At 72.7% G+C, this 22,251-nt stretch carries 21 protein-coding genes and 1 pseudogene; 7 read left to right on the top strand and 15 right to left on the bottom strand.

Annotated elements, in window-relative coordinates; genetic code table 11:
• Positions 1–60 precede the first annotated feature (60 nt).
• Positions 61–912: a squalene synthase HpnC gene (hpnC, locus tag FLV34_RS28995; protein WP_142648521.1), complete on the bottom strand. Its 852-nt coding sequence runs from the start codon at positions 910–912 to the stop codon at positions 61–63.
• A gap of 172 nt (positions 913–1,084) precedes the next feature.
• Positions 1,085–1,858 carry a polysaccharide deacetylase family protein gene (locus FLV34_RS28990; RefSeq protein ID WP_142648522.1) on the bottom strand — a complete coding sequence of 258 codons (774 nt, stop codon included), beginning with the start codon at positions 1,856–1,858 and terminating at the stop codon, positions 1,085–1,087.
• A 53-nt stretch (positions 1,859–1,911) separates the two neighbouring features.
• Here FLV34_RS28990 and FLV34_RS28985 point away from each other — a divergent pair, with 53 nt between their 5' ends.
• Positions 1,912–3,054, top strand: a complete 1,143-nt coding sequence (locus FLV34_RS28985) for a hypothetical protein (protein WP_261985950.1) — start codon at positions 1,912–1,914, stop codon at positions 3,052–3,054.
• On the opposite strand, the gene FLV34_RS28980 is transcribed toward FLV34_RS28985, so the two are convergent.
• Positions 2,966–3,883 carry a DMT family transporter gene (locus FLV34_RS28980; RefSeq protein ID WP_142648523.1) on the bottom strand — a complete coding sequence of 306 codons (918 nt, stop codon included), beginning with the start codon at positions 3,881–3,883 and terminating at the stop codon, positions 2,966–2,968. The genes FLV34_RS28985 and FLV34_RS28980 overlap by 89 nt on opposite strands.
• A 264-nt stretch (positions 3,884–4,147) precedes the next feature.
• Between FLV34_RS28980 and FLV34_RS28975 the strand changes: the two genes are divergently transcribed.
• Positions 4,148–4,579: an SPW repeat protein gene (locus FLV34_RS28975; protein ID WP_205830399.1), complete on the top strand. Its 432-nt coding sequence runs from the start codon at positions 4,148–4,150 to the stop codon at positions 4,577–4,579.
• Positions 4,580–4,630: 51 nt separating this feature from the next.
• Here the strand turns inward: FLV34_RS28975 and FLV34_RS28970 are convergent, their stop codons facing one another.
• The 7 genes from FLV34_RS28970 to FLV34_RS28940 form a co-directional block, all read right to left on the bottom strand.
• Positions 4,631–5,542 carry a LysR family transcriptional regulator gene (locus FLV34_RS28970; protein WP_147944603.1) on the bottom strand — a complete coding sequence of 304 codons (912 nt, stop codon included), beginning with the start codon at positions 5,540–5,542 and terminating at the stop codon, positions 4,631–4,633.
• A 102-nt stretch (positions 5,543–5,644) separates the two neighbouring features.
• A complete protein-coding gene (locus FLV34_RS28965; RefSeq protein ID WP_261985943.1) occupies positions 5,645–6,472 on the bottom strand; it encodes a serine hydrolase in 828 nt (275 codons plus the stop codon).
• On the bottom strand, positions 6,469–8,106 hold the full coding sequence (locus FLV34_RS28960; RefSeq protein ID WP_142648525.1) for an amidohydrolase family protein: 1,638 nt from the start codon (positions 8,104–8,106) through the stop codon (positions 6,469–6,471). Before FLV34_RS28960 ends, FLV34_RS28965 begins: the two co-directional genes overlap by 4 nt.
• Positions 8,103–8,855, bottom strand: a complete 753-nt coding sequence (locus FLV34_RS28955; RefSeq protein ID WP_142648556.1) for an amino acid ABC transporter ATP-binding protein — start codon at positions 8,853–8,855, stop codon at positions 8,103–8,105. Before FLV34_RS28955 ends, FLV34_RS28960 begins: the two co-directional genes overlap by 4 nt.
• A gap of 17 nt (positions 8,856–8,872) precedes the next feature.
• Positions 8,873–9,880, bottom strand: coding sequence for an amino acid ABC transporter permease (locus tag FLV34_RS28950; protein WP_187280770.1), 1,008 nt, complete (start codon positions 9,878–9,880; stop codon positions 8,873–8,875).
• A complete protein-coding gene (locus FLV34_RS28945; RefSeq protein ID WP_147944602.1) occupies positions 9,871–10,755 on the bottom strand; it encodes an ABC transporter substrate-binding protein in 885 nt (294 codons plus the stop codon). The genes FLV34_RS28950 and FLV34_RS28945 overlap by 10 nt, the downstream gene beginning before the upstream one ends.
• A 118-nt stretch (positions 10,756–10,873) precedes the next feature.
• On the bottom strand, positions 10,874–12,382 hold the full coding sequence (locus tag FLV34_RS28940) for a pentapeptide repeat-containing protein (protein WP_147944601.1): 1,509 nt from the start codon (positions 12,380–12,382) through the stop codon (positions 10,874–10,876).
• 146 nt (positions 12,383–12,528) lie between these two features.
• Between FLV34_RS28940 and FLV34_RS28935 the strand changes: the two genes are divergently transcribed.
• A complete protein-coding gene (locus tag FLV34_RS28935) occupies positions 12,529–13,392 on the top strand; it encodes an SDR family oxidoreductase (RefSeq protein ID WP_147944600.1) in 864 nt (287 codons plus the stop codon).
• Positions 13,393–13,462: 70 nt separating this feature from the next.
• Here the strand turns inward: FLV34_RS28935 and FLV34_RS28930 are convergent, their stop codons facing one another.
• Positions 13,463–14,002 carry a hypothetical protein gene (locus FLV34_RS28930; protein WP_205830400.1) on the bottom strand — a complete coding sequence of 180 codons (540 nt, stop codon included), beginning with the start codon at positions 14,000–14,002 and terminating at the stop codon, positions 13,463–13,465.
• A 552-nt stretch (positions 14,003–14,554) separates the two neighbouring features.
• Between FLV34_RS28930 and FLV34_RS28925 the strand changes: the two genes are divergently transcribed.
• From FLV34_RS28925 to FLV34_RS28915, 3 genes are read left to right on the top strand one after another with little or no spacing between them, the layout of a single operon-like run.
• Positions 14,555–15,196, top strand: coding sequence for a GPP34 family phosphoprotein (locus FLV34_RS28925; RefSeq protein ID WP_168066036.1), 642 nt, complete (start codon positions 14,555–14,557; stop codon positions 15,194–15,196).
• Positions 15,197–15,226: 30 nt separating this feature from the next.
• Positions 15,227–16,699 carry an APC family permease gene (locus FLV34_RS28920; protein WP_142648530.1) on the top strand — a complete coding sequence of 491 codons (1,473 nt, stop codon included), beginning with the start codon at positions 15,227–15,229 and terminating at the stop codon, positions 16,697–16,699.
• Positions 16,696–17,301, top strand: coding sequence for an N-acetyltransferase (locus FLV34_RS28915; RefSeq protein WP_142648531.1), 606 nt, complete (start codon positions 16,696–16,698; stop codon positions 17,299–17,301). The genes FLV34_RS28920 and FLV34_RS28915 overlap by 4 nt, the downstream gene beginning before the upstream one ends.
• A gap of 24 nt (positions 17,302–17,325) precedes the next feature.
• Here the strand turns inward: FLV34_RS28915 and FLV34_RS28910 are convergent, their stop codons facing one another.
• The 3 genes from FLV34_RS28910 to FLV34_RS28900 form a co-directional block, all read right to left on the bottom strand.
• The gene (locus FLV34_RS28910) at positions 17,326–17,586 is read right to left on the bottom strand and encodes a GntR family transcriptional regulator (protein WP_142648532.1); all 261 of its coding nucleotides are present in this window, start codon (positions 17,584–17,586) and stop codon (positions 17,326–17,328) included.
• 56 nt (positions 17,587–17,642) lie between these two features.
• Positions 17,643–18,857: an MFS transporter gene (locus FLV34_RS28905; RefSeq protein ID WP_142648533.1), complete on the bottom strand. Its 1,215-nt coding sequence runs from the start codon at positions 18,855–18,857 to the stop codon at positions 17,643–17,645.
• Positions 18,858–19,691: 834 nt separating this feature from the next.
• Positions 19,692–20,471: a DeoR/GlpR family DNA-binding transcription regulator gene (locus tag FLV34_RS28900; RefSeq protein WP_142648534.1), complete on the bottom strand. Its 780-nt coding sequence runs from the start codon at positions 20,469–20,471 to the stop codon at positions 19,692–19,694.
• A 71-nt stretch (positions 20,472–20,542) separates the two neighbouring features.
• On the opposite strand from FLV34_RS28900, the gene FLV34_RS28895 reads away from it, so the two are divergent.
• Positions 20,543–21,541, top strand: coding sequence for a YafY family protein (locus tag FLV34_RS28895; protein WP_147944599.1), 999 nt, complete (start codon positions 20,543–20,545; stop codon positions 21,539–21,541).
• A 211-nt stretch (positions 21,542–21,752) separates the two neighbouring features.
• Here the strand turns inward: FLV34_RS28895 and FLV34_RS40795 are convergent.
• Positions 21,753–22,251: pseudogene (locus FLV34_RS40795) on the bottom strand (RNA polymerase subunit sigma-24); the annotation flags it as partial.

The following is a 22,251-nucleotide window of genomic DNA, read 5'->3' as shown; positions in this document are numbered from 1 at the left end:
CCGGGCGGGTCGTCCCCCGCGCGATGCGGAGCGGGGCCGGGCGGGCGATCGGGAACGGGATCAGGAATCGCGCCGGGAACCGTCACCGTTCACCTCCTTCAGCACGCGCACCCACTCGCTCAGCACCGCGCGGCGGCGCGCGCGGACCGCCCCGCCGAGGACGTCGTGCCGGCCCCGCTCCAGCGCCGCGAGCGCCGCCCGGCCGCCCGCGACGTACCCGGCGACCGCGGTGCGCGCGAACCCGCTCAGCGTCTCCAGCAGCGGCATGCCCTCGTCCAGCAGGGTGGCGGCGCGGCGGGCCTGCAGCGCCACGGCCCGGCGCAGCCGCGGGGAGGTGCGCGGCGCGTCCAGGTCGGCCTCGCGGCAGCCGAACCTGCGCAGGTCCTCGCCGGGGAGATAGACGCGGCCGCGGGCGTGGTCCTCGCCCACGTCCTGGCAGTGCTCGATCACCTGAAGCGCCGAGCAGATGCGGTCCGACAGCCGCGCCCGCTCCGGGGTGGCCACGCCGAAGACGTGCAGGACGATCCGCCCGACCGGGTTGGCCGACAGCTCGCAGTAGCCCAGCAACTGCGCGAAGGTGTCGTAGCGCCGCACCGTCTGGTCGCGCCGGTTGGCCTCCACGAGGTGGAGGAAGGGCGTTCGCGGCACGCCCCGCCCGGCGACCAGCGGCCCCAGTGCGCGTACGGCGGGCAGCCGCGGGCTCCCTCCGGAGTACAGGCGGCCGAGGTCGGCCTCCACCTCGTCGAGCAGGGCGGGCCGCTCGGCGGGGTCACCCTCGTCGCCGACGTCATCCACATATCGGGCGAAGCCGTACACCGCCATCAGGTCGCGGCGGTACGCGCGCGGGAGCAGGCGGGAGGCCACCGGGAAGTTCTCCCGGTGCGCGGCGTCGCGTACGTCCGCTGCGGACATGCCTGAAGAATCTCCACCGCGATTCACCACAAACCCCGACAGATCGGGCGGGCGCTTTTACGTGGGCAATCCGACGGGAAAAGCGGCGTGCCCGGCCAGGTGATGTTCGGAAAAAAGCGCAAAAATGTGATGGAGAAGGGCGCCAAAGGTGAGCGTCCCTTTTTCCGCGTTTTTATGCTTCCGGCCGCAGGTAAAAGCTTGCCGGCGCAGGCAGCCGGTGGGGCCGCGCGCCGCCGCCGGGTACACCCACGCCGTGGGCGCCGAGCGGTCCGACACGCAGTCCGGCGGCGCGGCAGCGCGCGACCGCGCCGGCGAGCGCGCCCAGCGCCGAGCGCCAGGAACCCGGGGCGGAGGTGTGGTCGCAGTCGTGCAGCAGCAGCGTCGCCCCGCCGCGCAGGCCGGGCTCCAAGGTGCGCAGCACCGAGCCGGGCGTGGCCCGGCGCGTCCAGTCCTCGCCCCAGGCCGTCCACAGCACCGGCCGCAGGCCGTGCCATCGCGCCGCGACCAGCGCCTCGGCGCTCAGCACGCCGTACGGCGGGCGGTACCACGACGGGCGTGTGCCGGTGACGGCGGCGACGAGGCGCGCGGCCCTGCCCATCTCGGCCGCGACCCGGCCCGGCCGGGTGAGCAGGGCGTTGTCGTGCCGCCAGCCGTGCACGGCCACCTCGTGCCCGGCCCGCGCGATGCTCCGCCCGAGCTCCGGATGGCGGTCGAGCATCTCGCCGAGGACGAAGAAGGTCGCCCGGCATCCGAGCCGGTCGAGCTCGTCGAGGAACAGCGGGGTCGACCGCGGGTCGGGCCCGTCGTCGAAGGTCAGCGCGACATGCCCGGGATCGCCCTCGCCCGCGAGCGACGGCAGCAGGCGGCGGACCGCGGGCAGCCAGGCGGCCCCCGGCCCGGCGTGGAGCAGGGCCAGCCCGGCGACGACCAGCGCGTGAGGTCTCATCGCGTTCCAGTGTCCGTCACGCCTCCCCCCGCCCGGGAAGGAGGGTCGTGAGCATGAGGGACGTCGCGAGCATGAGCGGCAGGGCTTTGATCGTCAGCGCCTCTATGGGCGCGGGCCACGACGCCGTGGCCGCCGAACTGGCCCGCCGCCTGGCCGCCGCCGGCATGCACGCGGAGGTCGTGGACGTGCTCGCCCTGCTGCCGCTGCGGCTGGGCGCGCTCCTGCGCTGGTGGTATCGCGCGGTCATGCTGCGGTCGCCGTGGCTGTACGCGCTGGTCTACCGCGTGTTCTTCGTCTCCCGCCGGGCCCCCTCCACCTCGCCGCTGACGATCGTGGCCGCTGCCGGGCTGGCCCGTGCGGTGCGCCGCGTGCGGCCCTCCCTGGTGGTGCCGGTCTTCCACGTGGCCGCGCAGGCCGCCGGGCATCTGCGCGAGCGGGGACGGCTGGCCGTGCCGAGCGTGGTCGTGCTGACCGACTTCGCCGTGCACCGCCTCTGGCTGCACCCCGGCAACGACCGCTACCTGTGTCCGGACACGTCCACTGCCCTCGCGGTGACGGCCGCCGTCGGCCGGCCGGCCTTCCGCTGTGCCCCGATCGTCCGTCCGGAATTCGCGTGCGCCGGTGCGCCGGCGGACGCGCGGGCCCGCATCGGCCTGCGCGACGGCGACCGGATCGTGCTCGTCTGCGCGGGGTCCTGGGGAGTCGGCAGGGTCGCGGCGACCGCCCGGCTCCTGGCCCGCTCGGGCCGCTACATTCCCGTCGTGCTGTGCGGGCGCAACGAGCGGCTGCGCCGCCGCCTCGACCGCCTGCTCGGCCGTGCGGGGATCGCCCTCGGCTGGCGGGACGACCTGGCCGGCCTGCTCGCCTCCGCGTACGCGCTGGTGGACAACGCGGGCGGGCTGACCTGCCGGGAGGCGTTCGCGGCGGGAGTGCCGGTCGTCACCCACCGGCCCATCGCCGGGCACGGCAGGGACGGCGTGCTCGCGATGGCGCGGGCCGGGGTCAGCGTCCACGCGCGCCGCCGTGCCGACCTGCTGCGGGCGCTCGACCGGCTCGAACCCGGCCTGCCCGGGCGGGCCGCGCTCATCGCGCGGGCGGCCGCCCTGTTCACCACGGCGCCGGCCGAGTCCCTTCTTCTCCCGGACCTCCTCCCGCTCCGCGATGATGAGCCCCGGCCATGCGAGCCTGCTCCCTGAGCGGGGCGTATTTCGACAGCAGCACGCTGCCGTACAGGATGAGGGCCATGCCGGTCAGCTCGGGCAGCACCCACGGACCGGTGCGGATGTCCTCGCCGAACATCGCCACGCCGTACGCCGTGCTCGCCACGGGGTCGGTCACGGTCAGCGCGGGCTGCACGGCGACGAGCGGACCGCTGTGCAGGGCGTTCTGCAGCAGGAACAGGCTGCACAGACCGGCCGCCACCATGGCCCACAGCGACCAGGAGCCGGCGAGCGTCCGCAGGCCCGCCGGCAACTCCTCCACCGTCCGCTTCATGAGCACGGCGGTGTAGGCGAAGCCGAGCCCGGCGGCGACCCCGAGCAGCACCGCGCGGGCGGGCCCGCCACAGGCGATCGCGGCGGCCACGCAGCAGGCGAGCAGCCCGGCGGTCACACCCGCCGAGACGACCCAGGTCAGCATGCCGGGGAGCCGGTCACCGGGAGTGGGCGACGCCGAAACGAGGAACCCGGCCAGTCCCACCGTCAGCGCGCCGACCGCCAGCCACGTCTGGGGAGTGACGCAAGCCCGGAACATCCAGCCCGCGACGAGCATCGTTATCGGCAGTTCCGCGACCAGCAGGGGCTGGACGAGCGCGAGCCCGCCGGTCGTCAGCGCGGCCGCTTGCAGCAGGAAGCCCGCGATGAGCGCGGCGATGCCGCCCAGCCAGGTGGGCCGCCGCATGAGGTCCCACATCAGGCCGATCCGGAACGCCTCGTCGGCCGGGGCGCTGCGGGCGGCCCGGCGCTGCAGCACGGACGCGACGGCGTTGGCCGCCGCGGCGAGCAAGGCCAGGACTACAGCGATCATGACCCCCAGCGTCCCGTCTCCGGCTCTGGTTGCGGGGCCTCCCGTCGAAGGCCCTATCACTACCCTGCCCGGCCATTCCCGCCGCATGTCGCCTTGAACGCTCCCGAACGTATTTGTCCGGCGATTACCAAATAAATGCGGGAATATTAATCGAATTCGAGAATGCCGGGATTTTGTGGGGTATGGCCGTCGATACAAACGCACGCAGCAGGAAAGGCGGAACCAGACATGGTTGGACCCACCGGCCTCGAGCGTCATCCCGACGTGAGCGAGCTACGCCAGACGTACGATCGGGCGGGCTCGACGGCCCCCGCCCAGGTGCTGGAGGGGCTAGCCTTCCTGGCCGGCCTGTATCTGGCCCTATCGCCATGGATCGTCGGGTTCTTCGGATTCCGGGGCATGACCGTCAACAACCTCATCACCGGCCTCGTGATCAGCGCCCTCGCCCTGGGGCTCGCGTCCGCCTTCGGGCGCACCTACGGCATGGGCTGGCTTCTCCCGCTGCTCGGCGTGTGGGCGATCATCTCGCCGTTTGTGCTGCGCGCGGGACGTGAGGCCACCGCGACGACCATATGGAACAACGTCGCGATCGGCATCGTGACCGTGGCGCTGGGAGCCGCCACGCTGGCGATGGCGCAGGCGTACCGCCGGCACGAGCGTGGCGAGCACAGCGGCCGCAGGCTGGGCAACTGGTGACCGATCGGCGCCCTGCCCACCATCCGGTGGGCAGGGCGCCGCGTGCCCGGCCTACCGGAGGGTCACGCTGAGGCGGGCCGAGGCGTCCCTGAGGTAGTCGACGAACGCGCGCAGCGCGGGGTTGGGGTTGGTGGGGCGCAGCGCGGCGCCCCCCCGCCGGTAGAGCCTGGGCCCGTCCACCTGGCAAACCTGGATGCCCGCCGCGCCCTGCACGCCGAGGCTCGGCACGAGGGCCACGCCGAGCCCGGCCCGCACCAGGCCGAGCGTCACCTCGTAGTGGTCGCTGCGGCAGCGGATGGTGGGCGTCATCCCCTCCAGCGCGCCGGCCCGCTCCAGCACCGACACCGGGGTCTCGGTGCCGAACGTCGTGATCCACGGCTCGTCGGCCAGGTCGGTCAGCCGCACTCGGGGCCGGTGCCCCGCCGGATGGCCGAGCGGCATGACGAGGAGCTGCGGCTCGTCGAACAGGTGGACGACCTCGACGCCCTTCGGCGCCTTCCACGGATCCAGGGCGTGCTCGAACACGACCAGCACGTCGAGCTCGCCGCGCTCCACGTCGGGCAGCAGCTCGTGGGGCTGCCCGAGCACCAGATCGAGCTCGACGCCCGGGTGGCGCGCGGTGAAGGACGACAACGCCATCGGCAGCAGGCGATAGCCGGCCGAGGCGAAGAACCCGATGCGCAGCTGCCCCGCGTCCGCCCGCGCCTGCGCGAGCAGGTCTTTTTCGGCGCATTCGATGAGGTCGAGCACCTCCTGCGCCCGCCCCGCGAGGCGACGCCCCGCCGCGGTCAGCCGCAGGCTGTGCGCGGCCCGCTCCACCAGCCCGACCCCCGCCTCCTCCTCCAGCCGGGCGAGCTGGTGGGAGACGGCGGAGGGCGACAGCCGCAGGGACTTGGCGGCTCCGGCGATGCTCCCGGTCCTGAAGACCTCCAGGAGCACCTTGAGGCGGTGACTGCTGAGCATTCCCCCAGTATCGGTGACCCCGCATCAGACCTGGTCGAATGCACCGCGCCCTGGTTACCCGGCGCGGTCACCCGGCCTGATCACCCGGCCTGATCACCCGGTTTAAATACCCGGGGGCAGGACGGTGGCCGCGATGGCGAGGCCCGCCCGCCGGATCGCCTCGACCAGGCCGTGCTCACGGCCCGCAGGACCGTGCGCGAGCACGGCGTAGCCCTCCCCCCGCCCCCCGGCCATGACGCCCACGTCGGCCCGCGTCCCGGCGTCCGTGCCGGTCTTGTTCGCCACCCAGACCCCCGCGGCGTACGGCAGGACCGCCGGGAGCTCGCGGTCCTCGGGCTCGTGCGGGAGCAGCGCGGGCACCAGCGCGCGGTCGGTGTTGTGCGCCATCCAGCCGAGCAGCAGCCGCTGCCACGGCTGGCGCCCGCATGCCAGCGACCGCATCAGGCCCGCCAGCTCGCGCGCCGTCCCCGTGGCGAAGGAGGGCGGATGCTCCGGGAGCCGGGGCTCGCGGATCCTGTCGTGGATCCGGGTCACGGCAAGCCCGAGCGCGGCGGCGGCCGCGTCCACCCGGCCGAGCCCCAGCCGCCGCAGCAGCGCGTTGGTCGCGGTGTTGTCGCTGACGGCGGCGGTGAGAAGCGCGAGGTCGCCGGCCGTCCAGTCGCGCGCCGACAGGCCGGTCAGCAGGCCCGACCCGCCCGCGTAGTCCTCGTCGAGCAGCCTCACGCGCTCGCCGGGGTCCACGACGCCCGCCGCCACGTCCTGCGCGAGCGCCGCGAGCAGCAGCACCTTCCCGGTACTGGCCAGCGGCAGCACCACGTCGTCGTTCAGGGCGAGCGTCCCGGGGACGCAGACGGCCAGCGTGCCCGGGCAGGCGGCCGCCGCCTCCTCCAGCGGGCCGCGTCCGGCCCCATGCGTCACGTCGCCGGTCACAGGGCCAGCACCTTTCCCGGCCGGGCGCCGGTCTCCTCGCCGTCGCGCACCACGACCGCACCGGCGACGACGACCGCGCCGATCCCGGCGGGCGGCAGCAGCGGGTCGGTGAACGTCGCCCGGTCGGCCACCGTCGCCGGATCGAACACCACCAGGTCGGCGTGCGCGCCGTCGCGGATCACGCCGCGCCCGGTCAGCCCGAAGCGCGCCGCGGCCATCCCGGTCATCTTGTGCACCGCCTCCTCCAGCCGCAACAGCCCCAGCTCCCGGACGTACCGGCCGAGCACCCGCGGGAACGTCCCCGCCCAGCGCGGGTGCGGACGCCCGCCCGGCTTCGGCACGCCGTCCGAACCGATCATCGCGTACGGCGCCGCCAGCACCCGCCGCACGTCCTCCTCGACCATCGAGTGACTGATGATCGTCACCTCGCCCGCCTCGGCCACCAGCAGATCGGCGGCCACGTCGAGAGGGTCGGCGCCCGCCGAGGCCGCGAGGTCGGCGATGGTCCTGCCCTCCGTCTGCGGGTGGCGGGGCGCGCACGCCACCGAGATCCGGTCCCAGCCGCCGTTGCCGACCGTGTTCTCCCAGCCGGGCACGCCCTCGGCGATGGCCCGGCGCATCCGGTCGCGTTGCGCGGGGTCGCCGAGCCGCGCCGTGAGCGCCCCCAGGCCGCCGTCGTTCGCCCACGGCGGCAGCATCGCCGACAACGCCGTGCTGCCCGCCGTGTAGGGATAGACGTCGCAGGTGACGTCCATGCCCTCGGCGCGCAGCGCGGCGATGCGCGGCAGCGTGCGCTCGGTGCGGCCCCAGGCGTAGCGGCCCGCGGTCTTGTGATGCGAGACGTGCAGCGCCGCGCCGCTGCGCCGGGAGATCTCGACCGCCTCCTCCAGCGCCTCCTCCACCCGCGACATCTCGTCGCGCAGGTGGGTGACGTACGGCTTGCCGTGCCGGGCGGCCACCGCCGCCAGCGCCACCACCTCGTCGGTGCCCGCGTACGATCCAGGCGTGTAGATCAGGCCGGTGGACAGCCCGGCCGCGCCCTGCGCCAGGCAGGCGTCGAGCAGCGCGCACATCGTGCGCAGCTCGCCGGGCCGGGCGGGCCGGTCGACGGGCCCGAGCACGCCCGCCCGGAGCGTGCCGTGGCCGACGAGCGAGGCCAGATGGTTGGCCCGGGGCACCCCGGCGTGCGCGGCGGCGAAGCTCGCGAAGTTCGCGTACGCCCCGACGTCGCCGCCGAAGGTGATCCGCGTCTCGGCCCGCATGGCGGGCAGCCGCTCCGGCAGGGCGGGGAAGAGCCCGGACCCGCAGTTGCCACAGATCTCGGTGGTCACCCCTTGCAGCACCGAGGCCCGCACCAGCACCGGGGCCCGCACCAGCGCCGAGCCGCCGCCCTCCGCGCCGAGCAGCGTGACGCCGTCGGAGTGGGTGTGCACGTCGACGAAGCCGGGGGAGACCACCTGCCCGCGCGCGTCGACCACCTCGGCCGCGCTGTGGGCCGCGCTCCCGGCCGGGGCCTCGCCCGGGGCCAGCACGGTCACCCTCCCGGCGGTGACACCGACGTCGGCGGGCCTGCCCGGGCGGCCGGTGCCGTCCACCAGCAGGCCGCCCCGGATCAGCAGGTCGAAGCCGCTCACTGGACCTGCCCGAGGAAGGCGCGCAGCCGCTCGTGGCGGGGCGCGGCGAGCACCTCGCGCGGGTCGCCGCGCTCGACGATGACGCCGTCGTCCATGAACACGAGCTGATCGCCGGCCTCGCGGGCGAAGTTCATCTCGTGGGTGACGACCATCATGGTCATGCCGGTCGCCGCGAGGTCCCGCATGACGGCCAGCACCTCCTGCACGAGCTCGGGGTCGAGCGCGCTGGTCGGCTCGTCGAACAGCATCAGGCTGGGCCGCATGGCGAGGCTGCGGGCGATGGCCACCCGCTGCTGCTGGCCGCCGGACAGCTGGGACGGGTAGTGGTGGGCCCGGTCGGCCAGGCCGACCCGCTCCAGCAGCTCCTCCGCCTGCCGCCTCGCCTGGGCGGCGGGCGTGCCCAGCACGGTGACCGGCCCCTCCATCACGTTCTCGATCGCGGTGCGGTGCGGGAACAGGTGGAAGCGCTGGAACACCATGCCGATGCCGCGCCGCTGCCGCGACAGCTCGTGGGGGCGCAGCGCGTGCAGCCGGCCGCCGCGCTCGGCGTAGCCCATCAGCTCGCCGTTCACCCAGATCCGCCCCGAGTCGATGCTCTCCAGGCGGTTGACGCAGCGCAGCAGGGTCGACTTGCCCGACCCCGACGGGCCCACGACGCACACCACCTGACCGGCGGGGACGTCGAGGTCGATGCCCTTGAGTACCTCCAGCGACCCGAAACGCTTGCGGACGGAGCGGATGCGCACCATCGGCTGGTCAGGGGTGCTCACATCGTCTCCTCGGCTGACCGGGGCTCCTTGGACGGCAGCGCCTCTTCGGACGGCAGGGGTTCTTTGGGCGGCAGGGGTTCTTCGGACGGCAGCGCCTCCTTGGACGGCAGGGGCGACAGGTTGCTGCGGATCCGGGAGGACAGCCGCACGTGGCCGCGTTCGAACCGCTTCTCGACGAAGTGCTGGCCGACGCTGGCGATCGTGGTGAGGACGAGATACCAGATCGACGCGACCACGAGCATCGCGATGACCTCGAAGTTGCCGAGGTAGATGCGCTGCGCCACGGTGAGCAGCTCGGCCCCGGCGATCACCGAGACCATCGAGGTGGTCTTCAGCATCGAGATGAACTGGTTGCCGGTCGGCGGGATGATCACCCGCATGGCCTGCGGCAGCACCACGCGGCGCAGCACCTGCCGGTGCGACATGCCGAGCGACTCGGCCGCCTCCCGCTGGCCCGGATCGACCGAGCGGATGCCCGCGCGGACGATCTCCGCCATGTACGCGCCCTCGTTGATGGCCAGGCCGAGCAGCGCGGCGGTGAACGGCGTGATGACCGCGTTCGCCTGCCACTCGATCAGCTTGGGCCCGCCGAACGGCACGCCGACCGCGAAGGTGGGGAAGACCAGCCCGATGTTGAACCAGAAGATGAGCTGCACCAGAAGCGGCGTGCCGCGGAAGAACCACGTGTAGAGGGCGGAGGTGCCGCGCAGCACGGGGTTGTCCGACAGCTGCATGACGGCGGCGAGCACGCCCAGGGCCAGGCCGATGGCCATGGACAGCACGGTGAGCTGGATCGTGACCCATAGGCCGCCGAGAATCCTGCCGTCGGCCAGGAAGGCGACGATGACGTCCCAGTGCAGGTTCTCGTTGACGATGATCGTGTAGGCCAGCCAGACGAGGAAGAGGAGCGCGACGGCCGCCCCCAGCCACCGGCCGGGCCGCACGGGGCGCACGGCCTCGATCGGCAGCTCGACGCCGGCCGCCCTCTCCGGCGTCACTTCCACGGCTGGGTGTTGACCAGCACGCCGTCGACGGCGTTGGCGGTCACGCCGTACGTGTCGAGCACGGCCTTGTAGCCGCCGTCGGCCTGCAGCTCCTCCATCGCCTTGGCGACCGCGTCGCGCAGCGCCGTCTTGCGCTTGTCGATGGCGATGCCCCACGGACCGGCGTCGTACTGCTCGGGCAGCACGTCGTACTTGCCGGTGTCCTTGGCGTACATGACGGCGACGGGGTAGTCGACGATCGTGGCCACCGCGCGCCCGGAGTCGATCGAGAGCAGGCCGGTGGGCGCGTCCTCACTCTGCATGATCTTCATCTTGGTGGCGCACTTCTCGTTCTGCTTCTCGCCGATGGCGAGGTTGGAGCTGCCCTTGGCCAGCACCACCGTGTGGCCGCACAGGTCGTCGAGGTTCCTGATGCCGTCCGGGTTGCCCTTCTTCACCATGATGGCGCCGCCGGCGTTGAAGTAGTCGACGAAGTCGACCGCCGCGCGCCGCTCCTCGGTGTCGCTCATCGAGGACATCACGATGTCCCAGCGCCCGCCCTGGAGGCCGGGGATGAGCCCGTCGAAGGCCGCGTTGGTGATCGAGAACTTCAGCCCGAGCTTGGCCGCGATGGCGGCGCCGAGGTCGGGGTCGACACCGGTGAGCTCCTGGGTGCCCTTCTTGTACATCTCCATCGGCGGGTAGCCCTCGGACGTCGCGACCCGCAGGGTGCCCGACTCGCGCAGGTCCTCGGGCACCAGGTCCTTGGCGGTCTTGCCCGTCGTCGCCGCCGCGCTGTCGCCCGCGGCGGTCCCCGACGACGAACGCCCGCAGCCGCCGGCGAGCGCCGACACGACCAGCGCGCCGACTATGGCCACATATAGGCGCTTTGTCATGGAACCTCCTGCTTTGCGAACGATTGAGCTTATGCTGGCGACAGGAGGTAACGGCGGTAACAATCGTGAACGCTTGTGGTCCTCAGCATCGAAGTCTTCGATGCTCCCCTGCTCGTCCTCAGCCTGCGAGCCCGTGCGCCGCGTGGGAGAAGGACGCCACGGGCCGTACGACACCGACCCGGGCACGCTGGACGGCGGGCCTGTCCGGCGGGCGCACCCCGGCGGCCCAGCACACCGCGCCCGCGGCGACGGCCGCCACCAGCGCGAGCCATCCGAGAGCCCGCCCCGCGCGCAGGCCGTACCCGCAGGCGAGCCAGTAGAGCGACAGCAGCAGCCGCATCAGGCCGCGCGGGCTGCCCTGCCGCCGCATCTCCATGGCGCCGAACGCGAAGTCGGCCGCGACCCGCGCGTCGTCGACGCCCGGCCCCAGCCGCTCGTACAGCACGGCCAGGCGCGCCGGGTCGGGTGCGGGCCCGTCCGAGCCCTGCGCTCCCCAGCCCCGCCACAGGCGCTCGTCGGCGATGACCCGGCGGCGGCTCCACCACCGTACGGGCGGCCAGCCCAGGCGCAGCCCGAGCCCGCCCGGCGGCGCGGCGAACACGCACTCCCGCAGGCGCAGGCCCTCGGGGCGGCGCAGCCCGCCGAGCCCGCACGTCCGCAGGTCCGCCCCGGTCAGCGTGAGCGCGTCCGCGTCGAGGCCGTCGAGCGAGGTCACCCGCAGCCGGCCGGAGCGCCGGGTGACGTCGGACAGCCCGGCCACCCGCGCGCCGTGCAGGTCGATCTCGGCGTCGGACAGCCGCGCGGCGAGCCGTCCCAGGACGGCCGCCGAGCGCAGCACCACACGGCACCCGCCGGTGTCGATGTGCAACGGCGCGCAGGCCCGTACGCCCGCGAGCGACAGGCGCCGCGCGATCCGCATCGGGCCGAGGTAGGCCGCGCCCTCGAAGTGGGCGCCCTGGAACTCGGCGCTCGCCCCGCAGTCCGCGTCGCGGAAGGAGACGGCCCGGTGGAACCGGGCGGAGCGGAAGGCGGCGTCCCCGTGGAAGACGGCCCCGTCGAACACGGCGAACCCGTGGAACTGCGCCCGGTGGAACGAGGCCCTCTGGAACCGGGTGTTCCCCGGACCGCCGAACAGTGCCGCGCCGAACAGAGCGTCGCCGCGCACCGTGACGTGGTCGAACGCCGCATGGCCGCGCACCCGCGCTCCGTGTAGGGAGAACTCGCGCTGGAACCGGGCCTCGCGGAAGGAGACGTTGCAGAGGAAGCGGGCGCCGTAGAACGAGGCGAGGCGGTCGAACCTGGCGTGGTCGAAGCTCGCGTCGGCGGCGAAGACGACTTCGCCGAAGCGGGCCGGGCCGGTGAAGACCGCGCGGTCGAACCTCGCCCTGCCGACGCGGCGCTCCACGCCGTCGAGGACCCGCGTGATCAGGTCCTCCGACAGGAGGGTGCCGCGCAGGTCGAGGGACTGTCCGGGCGCCAGGCCGCGCAGGAACGCCGCCACCTCGGCCGGCGTGAGGTGCGCCAGGCATCTGCCGTACGGCTCGTGGGCGATGCCCAGGCACTCGGGCACGGCGTCGCACGTCCTCCAGACCACATCGAGCGGAGCGAACCGCGACCGTGATGTCATGGCAACGTCATACCCGATGTCGGTTCTGGTTATAGTAAAGCGTGATGGATAGGTAACAGTGTGTATCCATCGGGCGAGCGTGACCGTGACCGCGGCTGCGCGGCGGCCGGCCGTTTGCCGCGGACGGTCAGGGGTAGCCGACCCGCATGCCTGAGCAGCCGAACTCCACACCGCCACCGCAGACGCAGCCGTACCCGGGCCGGACGGGCGGGATGACGCCCGAGCCGAGGGACGAGATGCGCGACTACGTCGGACGTGACCTGCTGGCGGGCAAGCGCGCCCTCGTCACCGGCGGCGACTCCGGCATCGGGCGGGCCGTCGCCGTGGCGTTCGCCAAGGAGGGGGCGGACGTCGCGATCGCCTACCTGACCGAGCACGACGACGCCGAGCACACCAGGAAGCTGGTGGAGCAGGAGGGCCGCCGCTGCGTGACCATCCCGGGCGACCTCGCCGATGCCCGCCACTGCGAGGAGGTCGTGGAACGCACGGTCCGCGAGCTCGGCGGGATCGACGTGCTCGTGAACAACGTGGCCACGCAGACGCCGGTGCGGTCACTGGAGGAGCTGCCGGACGAGCAGTGGGAGCGCACCTTCGCGGTCAACATCCACAGCTACTTCCGGGTGACCAGGGCCGCGCTGCGGCACATGCCCGAGGGCGGCTCGATCGTCAACACCTCGTCGATCAACGGGTTGCGCGGCAACAAGACCCTGATCGACTACTCCGCCACCAAGGGCGCGATCAACGCGTTCACCTACTCCATGGCGCAGGTGCTGGTCGAGCGGGGGATCAGGATCAACGCCGTCGCCCCCGGCCCGGTCTGGACGCCGCTCATCCCGTCCACGTTCCCCGAGGAGAAGGTGGAGAAGTTCGGCGAGCAGGTGCCGATGGGCCGGCCGGCCGACCCGGACGAGATCGCCCCTTCGTACGTGTTCTTCGCCGCCAACCGGCTGTCGTCGTACTACACGGGTGAGGTCCTCGCCCCGATCGGCGGAGAGACCCTGCCCGGGTGACGGCGGGTCCGCTCCGTCTCTCGTCGCCTCTCGTCGTGGTCCGTAATTCGGTGTTAACAGCGACTTGTGGTCACCGCGCGGCGGGGTGGCGGATGTATCGGGCACGGGTGAGCTCGGACTCGTCCGGCTCCGCCCGCCGCCGCCGCAGCAGGCGCGCGGCCAGCACGCCGCCCGTGACGCACCCCGCGGCCAGTGCCGCCGCCGCGGCGAACGCCGCGCCCGCGCGGGTGGACGGAGGCTCCGGCCGTACGGCACGGGCCCGCCAGGCGCGCAGCCACATGGCCTCGGCGGCGGCGTCGAGCAGATAGGTGGGCCGGATGCGGCCCGTGGGCACGTAGATCAGGTCGGCGGCGAGCAGTGTCGCCGCCGCGGCGACGCCGAGACGGCGCGCGTGGTCGGCGCCGCCGGGCGTGGACGCGGCCCTGATCTGCGTCCATCCGATCCCCACGAGCAGCCCGGCGACGGTGCGCTCCAGCCACCGGTCGGTCTTCGCGCCGAACACCTTCTCGAAGCTCTGCAGGTGGAGCAGCGGCCACAGCCCGCCCGCGACGTTGAAGAGCCCCTGGGCACGGGCCAGGGCCGCCGCGCCCCTGTCGTCCTGGATGGTCATAGGCCGTCGATGCCCGGCGACAAAACCGACAAACCGGGCTTGGTTCGGCATGAGTGCCAGGGATAGGCGCATCTGGGCAGATTTACCTGGGTAGGCGCGGGAAGGGTCGCGGGGGAGGACGCCATGCCCGGAAATATCAAGATTCGGCCACTCGGGGGAGCGGCGGGCTGCCTCGTGATGATCATCGTCTCGATCGTGGCGTCGATCCTGCTCACGATTCTGGCCAACGCCCTGCTCCGATGAGAGGCACGGCCTGGGGGTACGGCTGAGAGGCGCGGCCGAGGGGTGCGGTCGAGGGGCACGGCCGAGGGGCACGGCATGCTAATCGCGGGCGGCGGGCCGTTCGTCCCCTCGGCCCGATCGCCGGCCTTCGCCGCGCGTGCCTGCGGCCTGATTCCGTCGCCCGGCCGTGACCCTGCCGGAGGCGGACCGTAAGCGCATTGGCCGAAAACTAAGTTCCGGTTGGAACAATTCTCCTATTCCGCGGGAGATCGCAGAAACGTGAATTTGCGCGATGACAGATGGAACATTTCGCCTATATCATCGCCGACCGTGGCTGAAAGCGATCTTTCGAGCCCGTCCCTTGTCGATGACCTGTACTTTGTCCTGCACGACAATGTGACGGGCCATCCGTTGCTACATTCCCGGCTCACGGGGCTGACGCTGGCCGGTGGGATCCTCGGCGAACTGATGCTCGCCGAGCGTGTGGCGCTCGACTTCGCGGCGGACCCCGAACGCCTCTACGCCACGGTCCAGAAGGCCACGGGCGACCCGCTCACCAGCGCGGTGCTCGGGCACGTCATCGCCGAGCCGCACCACCCGATCGGCACGTGGCTCCTCTTCTTCGCCCGGACGATCTACGCCGACGTCACCGCCAGGATGATCGCCGCGAAGCTGCTCAAGCCCCCGGTCAGGCACCTGCTGAAACAGCAGCCCGCGGCCCCCGCGGACATGAACACCGCCGCGTGGCCGCTCGCCCGCCTGAACCTCGCCATCCAGCGACGCAAGCCGCCGGTGGACCGCGATTGCGTACTCCTGGGGCTCCTGGCCGCGGCCGGCTGCGCCCAGCGGGTCCTCTCCGAGCACGATCCCCGGTTCGAGGCCGCCGCGACAGCCATGCTCCCCATGCAGTTGCGGAGACTCATCGCCCAGACCAAGGTCGCCGTCGGCCAGGCCGTCATCAGCCGCCGGTGACCTCCACCCCCCCTCACACGGAGTTTTCAGGTGTCCCTCACACAACAACGGCCGAGTGCCGTCACCGCCGCACTGGCAGAGGACCGGCTCGGCGTGCCGTCCATTGTGTTCTTCGTTATCTCCGCCGCTGCGCCGCTTATGGTCGTCGCGGGTTCGGTTCCCACGGCATACACGGTGACGGGCGTCATCGGTGTCCCGTTCGCATTCCTGATGCTGGGCGCGGTTTTCGCGCTGTTCGCCGTCGGATATGTGACGATGGCCCGGCACGTCGTGAACGCGGGCGCTTTTTACGCCTACGCCGCCCAGGGCCTCGGCCGCACCCAGGGAGTCGCGACCGCCTGGGTGGCGCTGTTGGCGTACAACGCGCTGCAGCTCGGCCTCTACGGAATCATCGGATCGGCGGCCGAGCCGCTGCTGGTCGACTGGTTCGGCGGCTCGCCGCCGTGGTGGGTGATCGCGCTCGTGGCCTGGGCGCTGACCGGCGTGCTCGGCCTGCTGCGGGTGGACGTCAACGGAAAGATCCTGTCCGTCCTGCTCGTCAGTGAGATCGCCATCGTGCTGCTGTTCGACCTCGGCGACGTGGTCCACGCCGCCCCGGCGGGCCTCAGCTTCGAGGGCTTCACCCCCGGCGCCCTGTTCGTGCCCGGCGTGGGCGCCGCGCTCGCCACCGTCGTCGCGGGGTTCGCCGGCATCGAGTCGTCGGTGGTCTTCGCCGAGGAGTCCAAGGACCGCCACCGGACCGTGCCGATCGCCACCTACCTCGGCATCGCGATCATCGCCCTGCTGTACGCGTTCTCCGCCTGGGCGCAGACCGTGCCGACCGGGCCGGACGGCATCGTCAAGGCCGCCTCGGAGCAGGGGACCGAGCTCATCTTCAACCAGGCCGCCCTCCACCTGGGCGGCGCCGTCTCGACGATCGGCTCGGTGCTGTTCGTGACCAGCAGCATCGCCTGCATGATCGCCTTCCACAACACCACGGCCCGCTACATCTTCGCCCTGGGCCGGGAGAACGTCCTGCCCTCGATCTTCGGCCGCACCTCGGCCCGCACCGCCGCCCCGATCTCCGGGTCGCTGCTGCAGACCGTGCTCGGCCTGATCGTGATCGTCGTCTACGCGGTCTCCGGCCTCGACCCGGTCACCAAGATGTTCTTCATCTTCGGCACCTTCGGCGGCCTCGGGCTGCTGACCCTGCTCACCGTCACCTCGATCTCGGTGATCGTGTTCTTCTCGCGCGACGCGCGGGGGGAGACGACCTGGCGCACCCGCATCGCCCCGGCTCTGGCGATCGTGGCGCTGTGCGTGATCATCGCGCTCACCCTGGTCAACTTCGACACGGTCCTCGGGGTCGAGCCCGACTCGATCCTCCGCTGGATCCTGCCCGGCATCTTCGTCGTCGCGATCGTCTTCGGCCTCATCTGGGGCCGGGTGCTGAAGTCGTCCAGGCCCGAGGTGTACGCCAACATCGGCCTGGGCGCCCAGGCCGTCGGCGGGGGCGCCAAGTGACGATCGAGATCACCCGCATGACGGACGCCGCGGCGGCCGGCGGCCTCATCGCCGAGACCTTCCACACCGACGAGATCACCCGGTGGCTCATCCCGCGGGCCGAGGACCGGCTGCCGATGCAGCGGCGGTTCTTCACCATGTGGTCCGCGCACGCGCTCGAACACGGCGACGTCTACGGCATCCACGAGTCGGGCGAACTGGCCGGTGTGGCCGTCTGGTTCACCGTGCCGTTCCCCGAGATCCCGGGAGAGCAGGAGGCGATCGCGTCCTTCGCGGGCGAGAACGCCGAGCGCTACCGCCTCTTCGGGGAGATCACGGAGAAGCTCCACCCCCAGGAACCGCACCACTACCTGGCGTTTCTCGCGCTGGAGCGGGCGAGGATCGGCCGCGGCCTCGGCACCCGGCTGCTGCAGGAGCATCACCGCAGGCTGGACGCCGAGGGCATCCCGGCCTACCTGGAGGCCAGCAGCGAGGCGAGCCGGCGGCTCTACCTCCGGCACGGTTACGTCGACATGCCCGAGCTGGTCCGGCTGCCCGGCGGCCCGGTCATGTACCCCATGTGGCGAGAGCCCGGCTCGCCGGCACAGGGCGCACAGGCGTAGTTGTGGGGGACGGGCGGGGGCCGGTCAGCCGCCGCCCGTCTCCTCGGCACGCGTGGACACGTACGCCCCCTGTCCCTCCACCGTGTACACGAGGCCCTCTCCGCTGAGCGTCTCGACGGCGCGGCGTACGTCCTCCGGGGTGAAGCCGTACTCGCGCACGAGGAACTCCTCCGACGGCAGCGGGCGATCGGGCTCGATCCGGCCGTGGACGATCTCCTCCCGGAGCATCGCCGCGAGCCGCCGGTGCGCGGGAGCCGGTCCCTCGGGATCGTTGCTGACGGCCACGCCCCTCCACTGCCCGGCCCCGCCCGATCCAACCCTCGCCGTACGCGGCGCGGATCTCAGCCGTGGGCGGGCTCGGCGCGGCGGTCGGGGGCGGGGCGGGGCGAGCGCAGCGCCGGAGCGGTGAAAGCCACGAACAACGCGAGCACGGCGGGCACCAGCAGCGCGTACGGCAGGGTGACGGCCTCGGCCAGGCCGCCGATGACAACGGGACCGGCCAGGAAACCGGTGTAGCCGAGGCTCGCCACGGCGGCGAGCGCCCGCCCCGACTGGGCCGGGTCGCGGTGCCCGGCGGCCGAGAACACCTGCGGGACGATGCACGAAAGACCCGCGCCGAACAGGCCGAATCCGACGACCCCGGCGACCGGCTCGTCGATGAGGATCCCGGCCGCGAGACCCGCCCCGGCGAGCCCCCCGCAGCAGCGCACCAGCGTGACCCGCCCCAGCCAGGCGGCGAGGCGGTCCCCGGCGAACCGGCCCGCCGTCATCATGATCGAAAACGCCGCGTACGCGGCGGCGGCGAAGCCGGGGGAGGAGCCCAGGTCGTCGCGCAGGTAGACCGAGCTCCAGTCGGCCGCCGCGCCTTCGCCGATCATGCAGCAGAACGCGAGCACGCCGAGGAGCAGCACCGTGCCGCCGACGCGCCGGCCTGCGGGCCGTGCCTCGGGGGAGCCCGTCTTCGCCGCCTCCCGCGCCGGGGCGTCGCGCATCGCCCAGCGGGCGCTCAGCAGGGCGACGAGCAGGATGACCACGCCCATCGCCGCGAAGGTGACGCCGGGGCTCGTCCCGGCGTGGGCGAACATGCCGCCGGCGGACGCCCCCACGAACCCTCCGACGCTGAACACCGCATGGAAGGACGACATGATCGACTTCCCGTACGCCCGTTCCACCACCACGGCGTTGGCGTTCATCGCGATGTCGAGCGTGCCGTAGACCGCGCCGAACACGAACAGGGACAGCGCGAGCGCCGGCAGGTTCGGCATGTAGGCGGGGAGCACGAGGACGAGGCCCTGGGCGACGGCCACCGGCAGCAGGGTCCGGTAGCTGCCGTAGCGGTCCACCAGCCTGCCGACGACCTGCATGCCGGTGATGGCCCCGGCGGCGATGGCGAGCAGTCCCAGGCTGAGCGCGCCGTCGCTCAGCCCGAGGGCCGCCTTGATGGCGGGGATCCGGCTGGTCCACGTGCCCATGGCCATGCCGGACAGCAGGAACAGCCCGTAGACGGCCACGCGTGCGCGCAGCAGCGCCGGGCGAGTGGAGGCGGACATGACCATGTGGTGCTCCTCGGGGCGGCTGGGAGGTTTACGCCGGAACGTTCATCTATGTCGTCGTCTGTGTCGTAGCGGGTGTCGTCGCGGCTGGGATGGCAGAGCGGGATGGCAGAGCGGGATGGCGGGGCGGGATGGCGGGGCGGGATGGCGGGGTGGGGAGGCGGGGTGGGGAGGCGGGGGCGGGATCGCGACGCCGGATGTGCCGGCGACTTGTGCGAACGATCACAGGAGATGTTCGCGGGCTTCCGGCGCGCCGGGATGCCGGCCCCGGGGACGACCCGGATCCGGAGCTCCATGGGATTCAGGAAGGCGGGGCTCCCAAGGGGAGAGGGTTCTGGGAAGAAGAGAGAGGGTTCTGGGGAAGTGGGGAGAGGGCTCTTGGGAAGGGCTCTGGGAAATACTGCCCCCCTCGCATGTCCGCCCGGCCTGTGTCCGATGTGGCCTCGGGGCGTGTTCCCGAAGCCGTATGCGCCGCGGAGTCGCCCCGCGCCGGATGCGGGTCCGGCGCGGTCCGACCGCGGTCCGAGGTGGGTGCAAGGTGGTCCGGCGCGGTCCGGCGCGGTCCGGCGCGGTCCGGCGCGGTCCGGCGCGGTCCGACGTGGGACGACCGCGGGTGCGACACGGGTGCGACACGGGTGCGACACGGGTGCGACACGGGTGCGACGCAGTTCGGCGCGGTCCAGCGTGCCGGGGCGGTCCGACGTGGGTGCGATGCGGTCCGGCGCTGGTCCGACGTGGGTGCGACGAGGTCCGGCGCCCGGTGTGATCTGGGGAGACACCTGGACGTCGGCAGGCCGCGACACCGATGGCGCCGGTTCCAGGGAGCGGGGGCGATGGTCAGCCGACCGGAACGGAGGCGGGAACGGTGCGTACGGTGACGCCCGCGGCGGTGAGGGCGTCGTGCTGATCTCGGGGGATGTGCTCGTCGGTCACGACCACGTCGAGCCGGTCGAGGCCGCAGACGGCGCCGAAGGCCGTACGGGTGAACTTGCCCGAGTCGCACGCGACGACGACGCGGCGGGCCGAGGCGATCGCGGCCTGCTTGATGGCCACCTCGGGCAGATCGTGCGCGGTCAGGCCGTGTTCGGCCGACAGGCCGCAGCAGCCGATCACCGCGGTGTCGAACCGGAGGGCCTTGATCGACGTCTCCGTGAGCGGGCCCACGAAGTTCATCTCCCCGTGCCGCACCTCCCCGCCGGGCAGGACGAGGCGGATGCGGGGTGCGCCGGCCAGTTCCTGTGCCGCCTGCAGTGCCAGCGGCAGGACGGTCAGGCGGCGTTCGCGCACGGCTCGGGCGACTTCGAGCGCTGTAGTGCCGCCGTCGAGCAGTACGGCCTCGCCGTCGGCGAGCAGGCCGGCGACCTCGGCGGCGATGCGGCGCTTGGCGTCGATCGCCTCCCGCTCGCGCACGCCGAACGGCGGCTCCTCACCGCGCAGCAGCAGGCTCAGGGCGCCGCCGCGGACGCGCCGCACCACCCCCTGCTGGGCGAGCTCGTCCAGGTCACGCCGGATGGTCATCTCCGAGACGCCGTACGCCAGCGCCAGCTCGGCCACGGAGACGCTGTCGGACGTACGCAGCGCGTTCATGATCGCGCGGATCCGATCGGCACTTTCCATGCGTGCATTTGAACACAGCTCATGTGCGAAAGCAAATAAATCTACTTTGTAAAGGTGGCAGACTGGTCACCATGCGTGCGAGCCGGTTGCTGTCCCTGCTGCTCCTGCTGCAGACACGCGGCAGGATGACCGCCACGGAGATCGCCGAAGAGCTGGAGGTCTCGGTCCGCACGGTCTACAGGGACGTCGAGGCCCTCTCGGCCGCCGGCGTGCCCGTCTACGCCGACCGCGGGCCGCTCGGCGGATATCGGCTGCTCGACGGCTACCGTACCCGGCTGAACGGGCTGACCGTGGAGGAGGCGTCCTCCCTGTTCCTGGCCGGGCTGCCCGGCCCCGCCGCTGAGCTCGGGCTCGCCGGCTTCGCCGCGGCGGCGGAGCTGAAGCTGCTGGCAGCGCTGCCGCCCGAGCCGCGCTCGCATGCGGCCCGGATGCGGGAGAGGTTCCACCTCGACGTGCCGGGCTGGTATCGCAGCGCCGACGAGGCGCCGTTCCTCACCGAGGTCGCGGAGGCGGTCTGGGACGAGCGGGTGCTCCGGCTGCGCTACCGCCGATGGGGGCCGACCGAGGTGGAACGGCTGGTGCATCCCTACGGGCTGGTTCTCAAGGGGGGTTCCTGGTATCTCGCGGCCGCCTGCTCGGGCACGGTGCGCACCTACCGGGTGGGCCGGATCATCGAGGCCGAGGTGCTGCCCGAGCGCTTCGAACGGCCGCAGGACTTCGACCTCGCCGAGTTCTGGCGCGGTTTCGCCGCGGATTTCGCCTCACGCATGTACACGGCCGAGGCGGTGGTGCGGCTCGCGCCGGGCGCGGAGGACCTGTTCCGATACACCGTCGGGCAGGACGTCGTCGACAAGGCGCTCGCCGACGGGCAGCCGGAGCCTGGCGGCTGGACGCGGCTGACGCTGCCGATCGAGTCCCTCACACACGCCAGGTGGCTGTTCCTGCGCATGGGCGTGCTCGTCGAGGTGCTGGAGCCGGCCGAGCTGCGCGCGATGATGACCGAGGCCGTCGCCGACCTGTCCCGCCTGTACGGCACGGCGCCCGAGGACGACGCCGCCCAAGGTCCCTGAGCCGCCCAAGCTCTCTGATCGGATGGCGCCCGGCCCCAAACGCCCTGTCCCAGTACACCCCGTCGCCGCACGCGTCGGCCGCGCACACCCTGCCCCCGTACACCCTGCCCCGCACGCGCCGTCCCCGCGCGCTGGCCGCACACGCGCTGGTCGCGCCCGGTGGCCGGGCCCGGTGGCCGGGCGCGGTGGCCGGACCGGCGCGGACAGCGCATCAGCGGCTCAGTGCGGTCTCGCGTTCCACATGCGTCAGCTTGGCGGGATTGCGGACGAAGTAGACCCCGGTGACGAGGCCGTCCTCGATCCGCATCGCCACGACGCCGTCGATCTCCCCGCCGATCCGCATGACGAGGCCCGGATAGCCGTTGACCTGCACCGGCTCGACCGACACGCCGTCGCCGAACCTGTCCAGGCCTGCGGTAAGAAGACGAGCCACCTTGCCTGCCCCCACGATGGGGTGGGTCAGCGCCTTCTTGATCCCGCCGCCGTCGCTCAGGAGGACGACATCAGGGGCGAGGATATCGAGCAGGCGTTGCAGGTCGCCGGTCTCGACGGCCTGTTTGAAGGCCTGGAGGGCGTGGCGGGTCTGGTCCGGGGGGACGGTGTCGCGGGGTCGGCGGGCGGCGACGTGGGAGCGGGCGCGGTGGGCGATCTGGCGGACGGCGGCCTGGCTCTTGCCGACGGCGTCGGCGATCTCGTCGTAGTCCAGGTCG

The organism is Microbispora sp. CSR-4 (assembly GCF_008033685.1).
Classification (GTDB): Bacteria; Actinomycetota; Actinomycetes; order Streptosporangiales; family Streptosporangiaceae; genus Microbispora.
Note: the sequence above shows the minus strand (reverse complement) of the source record. Positions and strands in the feature narration are given on the sequence as shown.

What these genes read in the sequence shown, in the direction of transcription:
- FLV34_RS28945 (WP_147944602.1), bottom strand. Translation starts at nt 10,755, where the DNA reads ATGACAAAGCGCCTATATGTGGCCATAGTCGGCGCGCTGGTCGTGTCG.
- FLV34_RS28970 (WP_147944603.1), bottom strand. Translation starts at nt 5,542, where the DNA reads ATGCTCAGCAGTCACCGCCTCAAGGTGCTCCTGGAGGTCTTCAGGACC.
- FLV34_RS28985 (WP_261985950.1), top strand. Translation starts at nt 1,912, where the DNA reads ATGAGGGACGTCGCGAGCATGAGCGGCAGGGCTTTGATCGTCAGCGCC.
- FLV34_RS28895 (WP_147944599.1), top strand. Translation starts at nt 20,543, where the DNA reads ATGCGTGCGAGCCGGTTGCTGTCCCTGCTGCTCCTGCTGCAGACACGC.
- FLV34_RS28980 (WP_142648523.1), bottom strand. Translation starts at nt 3,883, where the DNA reads ATGATCGCTGTAGTCCTGGCCTTGCTCGCCGCGGCGGCCAACGCCGTC.
- FLV34_RS28900 (WP_142648534.1), bottom strand. Translation starts at nt 20,471, where the DNA reads ATGGAAAGTGCCGATCGGATCCGCGCGATCATGAACGCGCTGCGTACG.
- FLV34_RS28930 (WP_205830400.1), bottom strand. Translation starts at nt 14,002, where the DNA reads ATGACCATCCAGGACGACAGGGGCGCGGCGGCCCTGGCCCGTGCCCAG.
- FLV34_RS28990 (WP_142648522.1), bottom strand. Translation starts at nt 1,858, where the DNA reads ATGAGACCTCACGCGCTGGTCGTCGCCGGGCTGGCCCTGCTCCACGCC.
- FLV34_RS28935 (WP_147944600.1), top strand. Translation starts at nt 12,529, where the DNA reads ATGCCTGAGCAGCCGAACTCCACACCGCCACCGCAGACGCAGCCGTAC.
- FLV34_RS28905 (WP_142648533.1), bottom strand. Translation starts at nt 18,857, where the DNA reads ATGGTCATGTCCGCCTCCACTCGCCCGGCGCTGCTGCGCGCACGCGTG.
- hpnC (WP_142648521.1), bottom strand. Translation starts at nt 912, where the DNA reads ATGTCCGCAGCGGACGTACGCGACGCCGCGCACCGGGAGAACTTCCCG.
- FLV34_RS28940 (WP_147944601.1), bottom strand. Translation starts at nt 12,382, where the DNA reads ATGACATCACGGTCGCGGTTCGCTCCGCTCGATGTGGTCTGGAGGACG.
- FLV34_RS28955 (WP_142648556.1), bottom strand. Translation starts at nt 8,855, where the DNA reads ATGGTGCGCATCCGCTCCGTCCGCAAGCGTTTCGGGTCGCTGGAGGTA.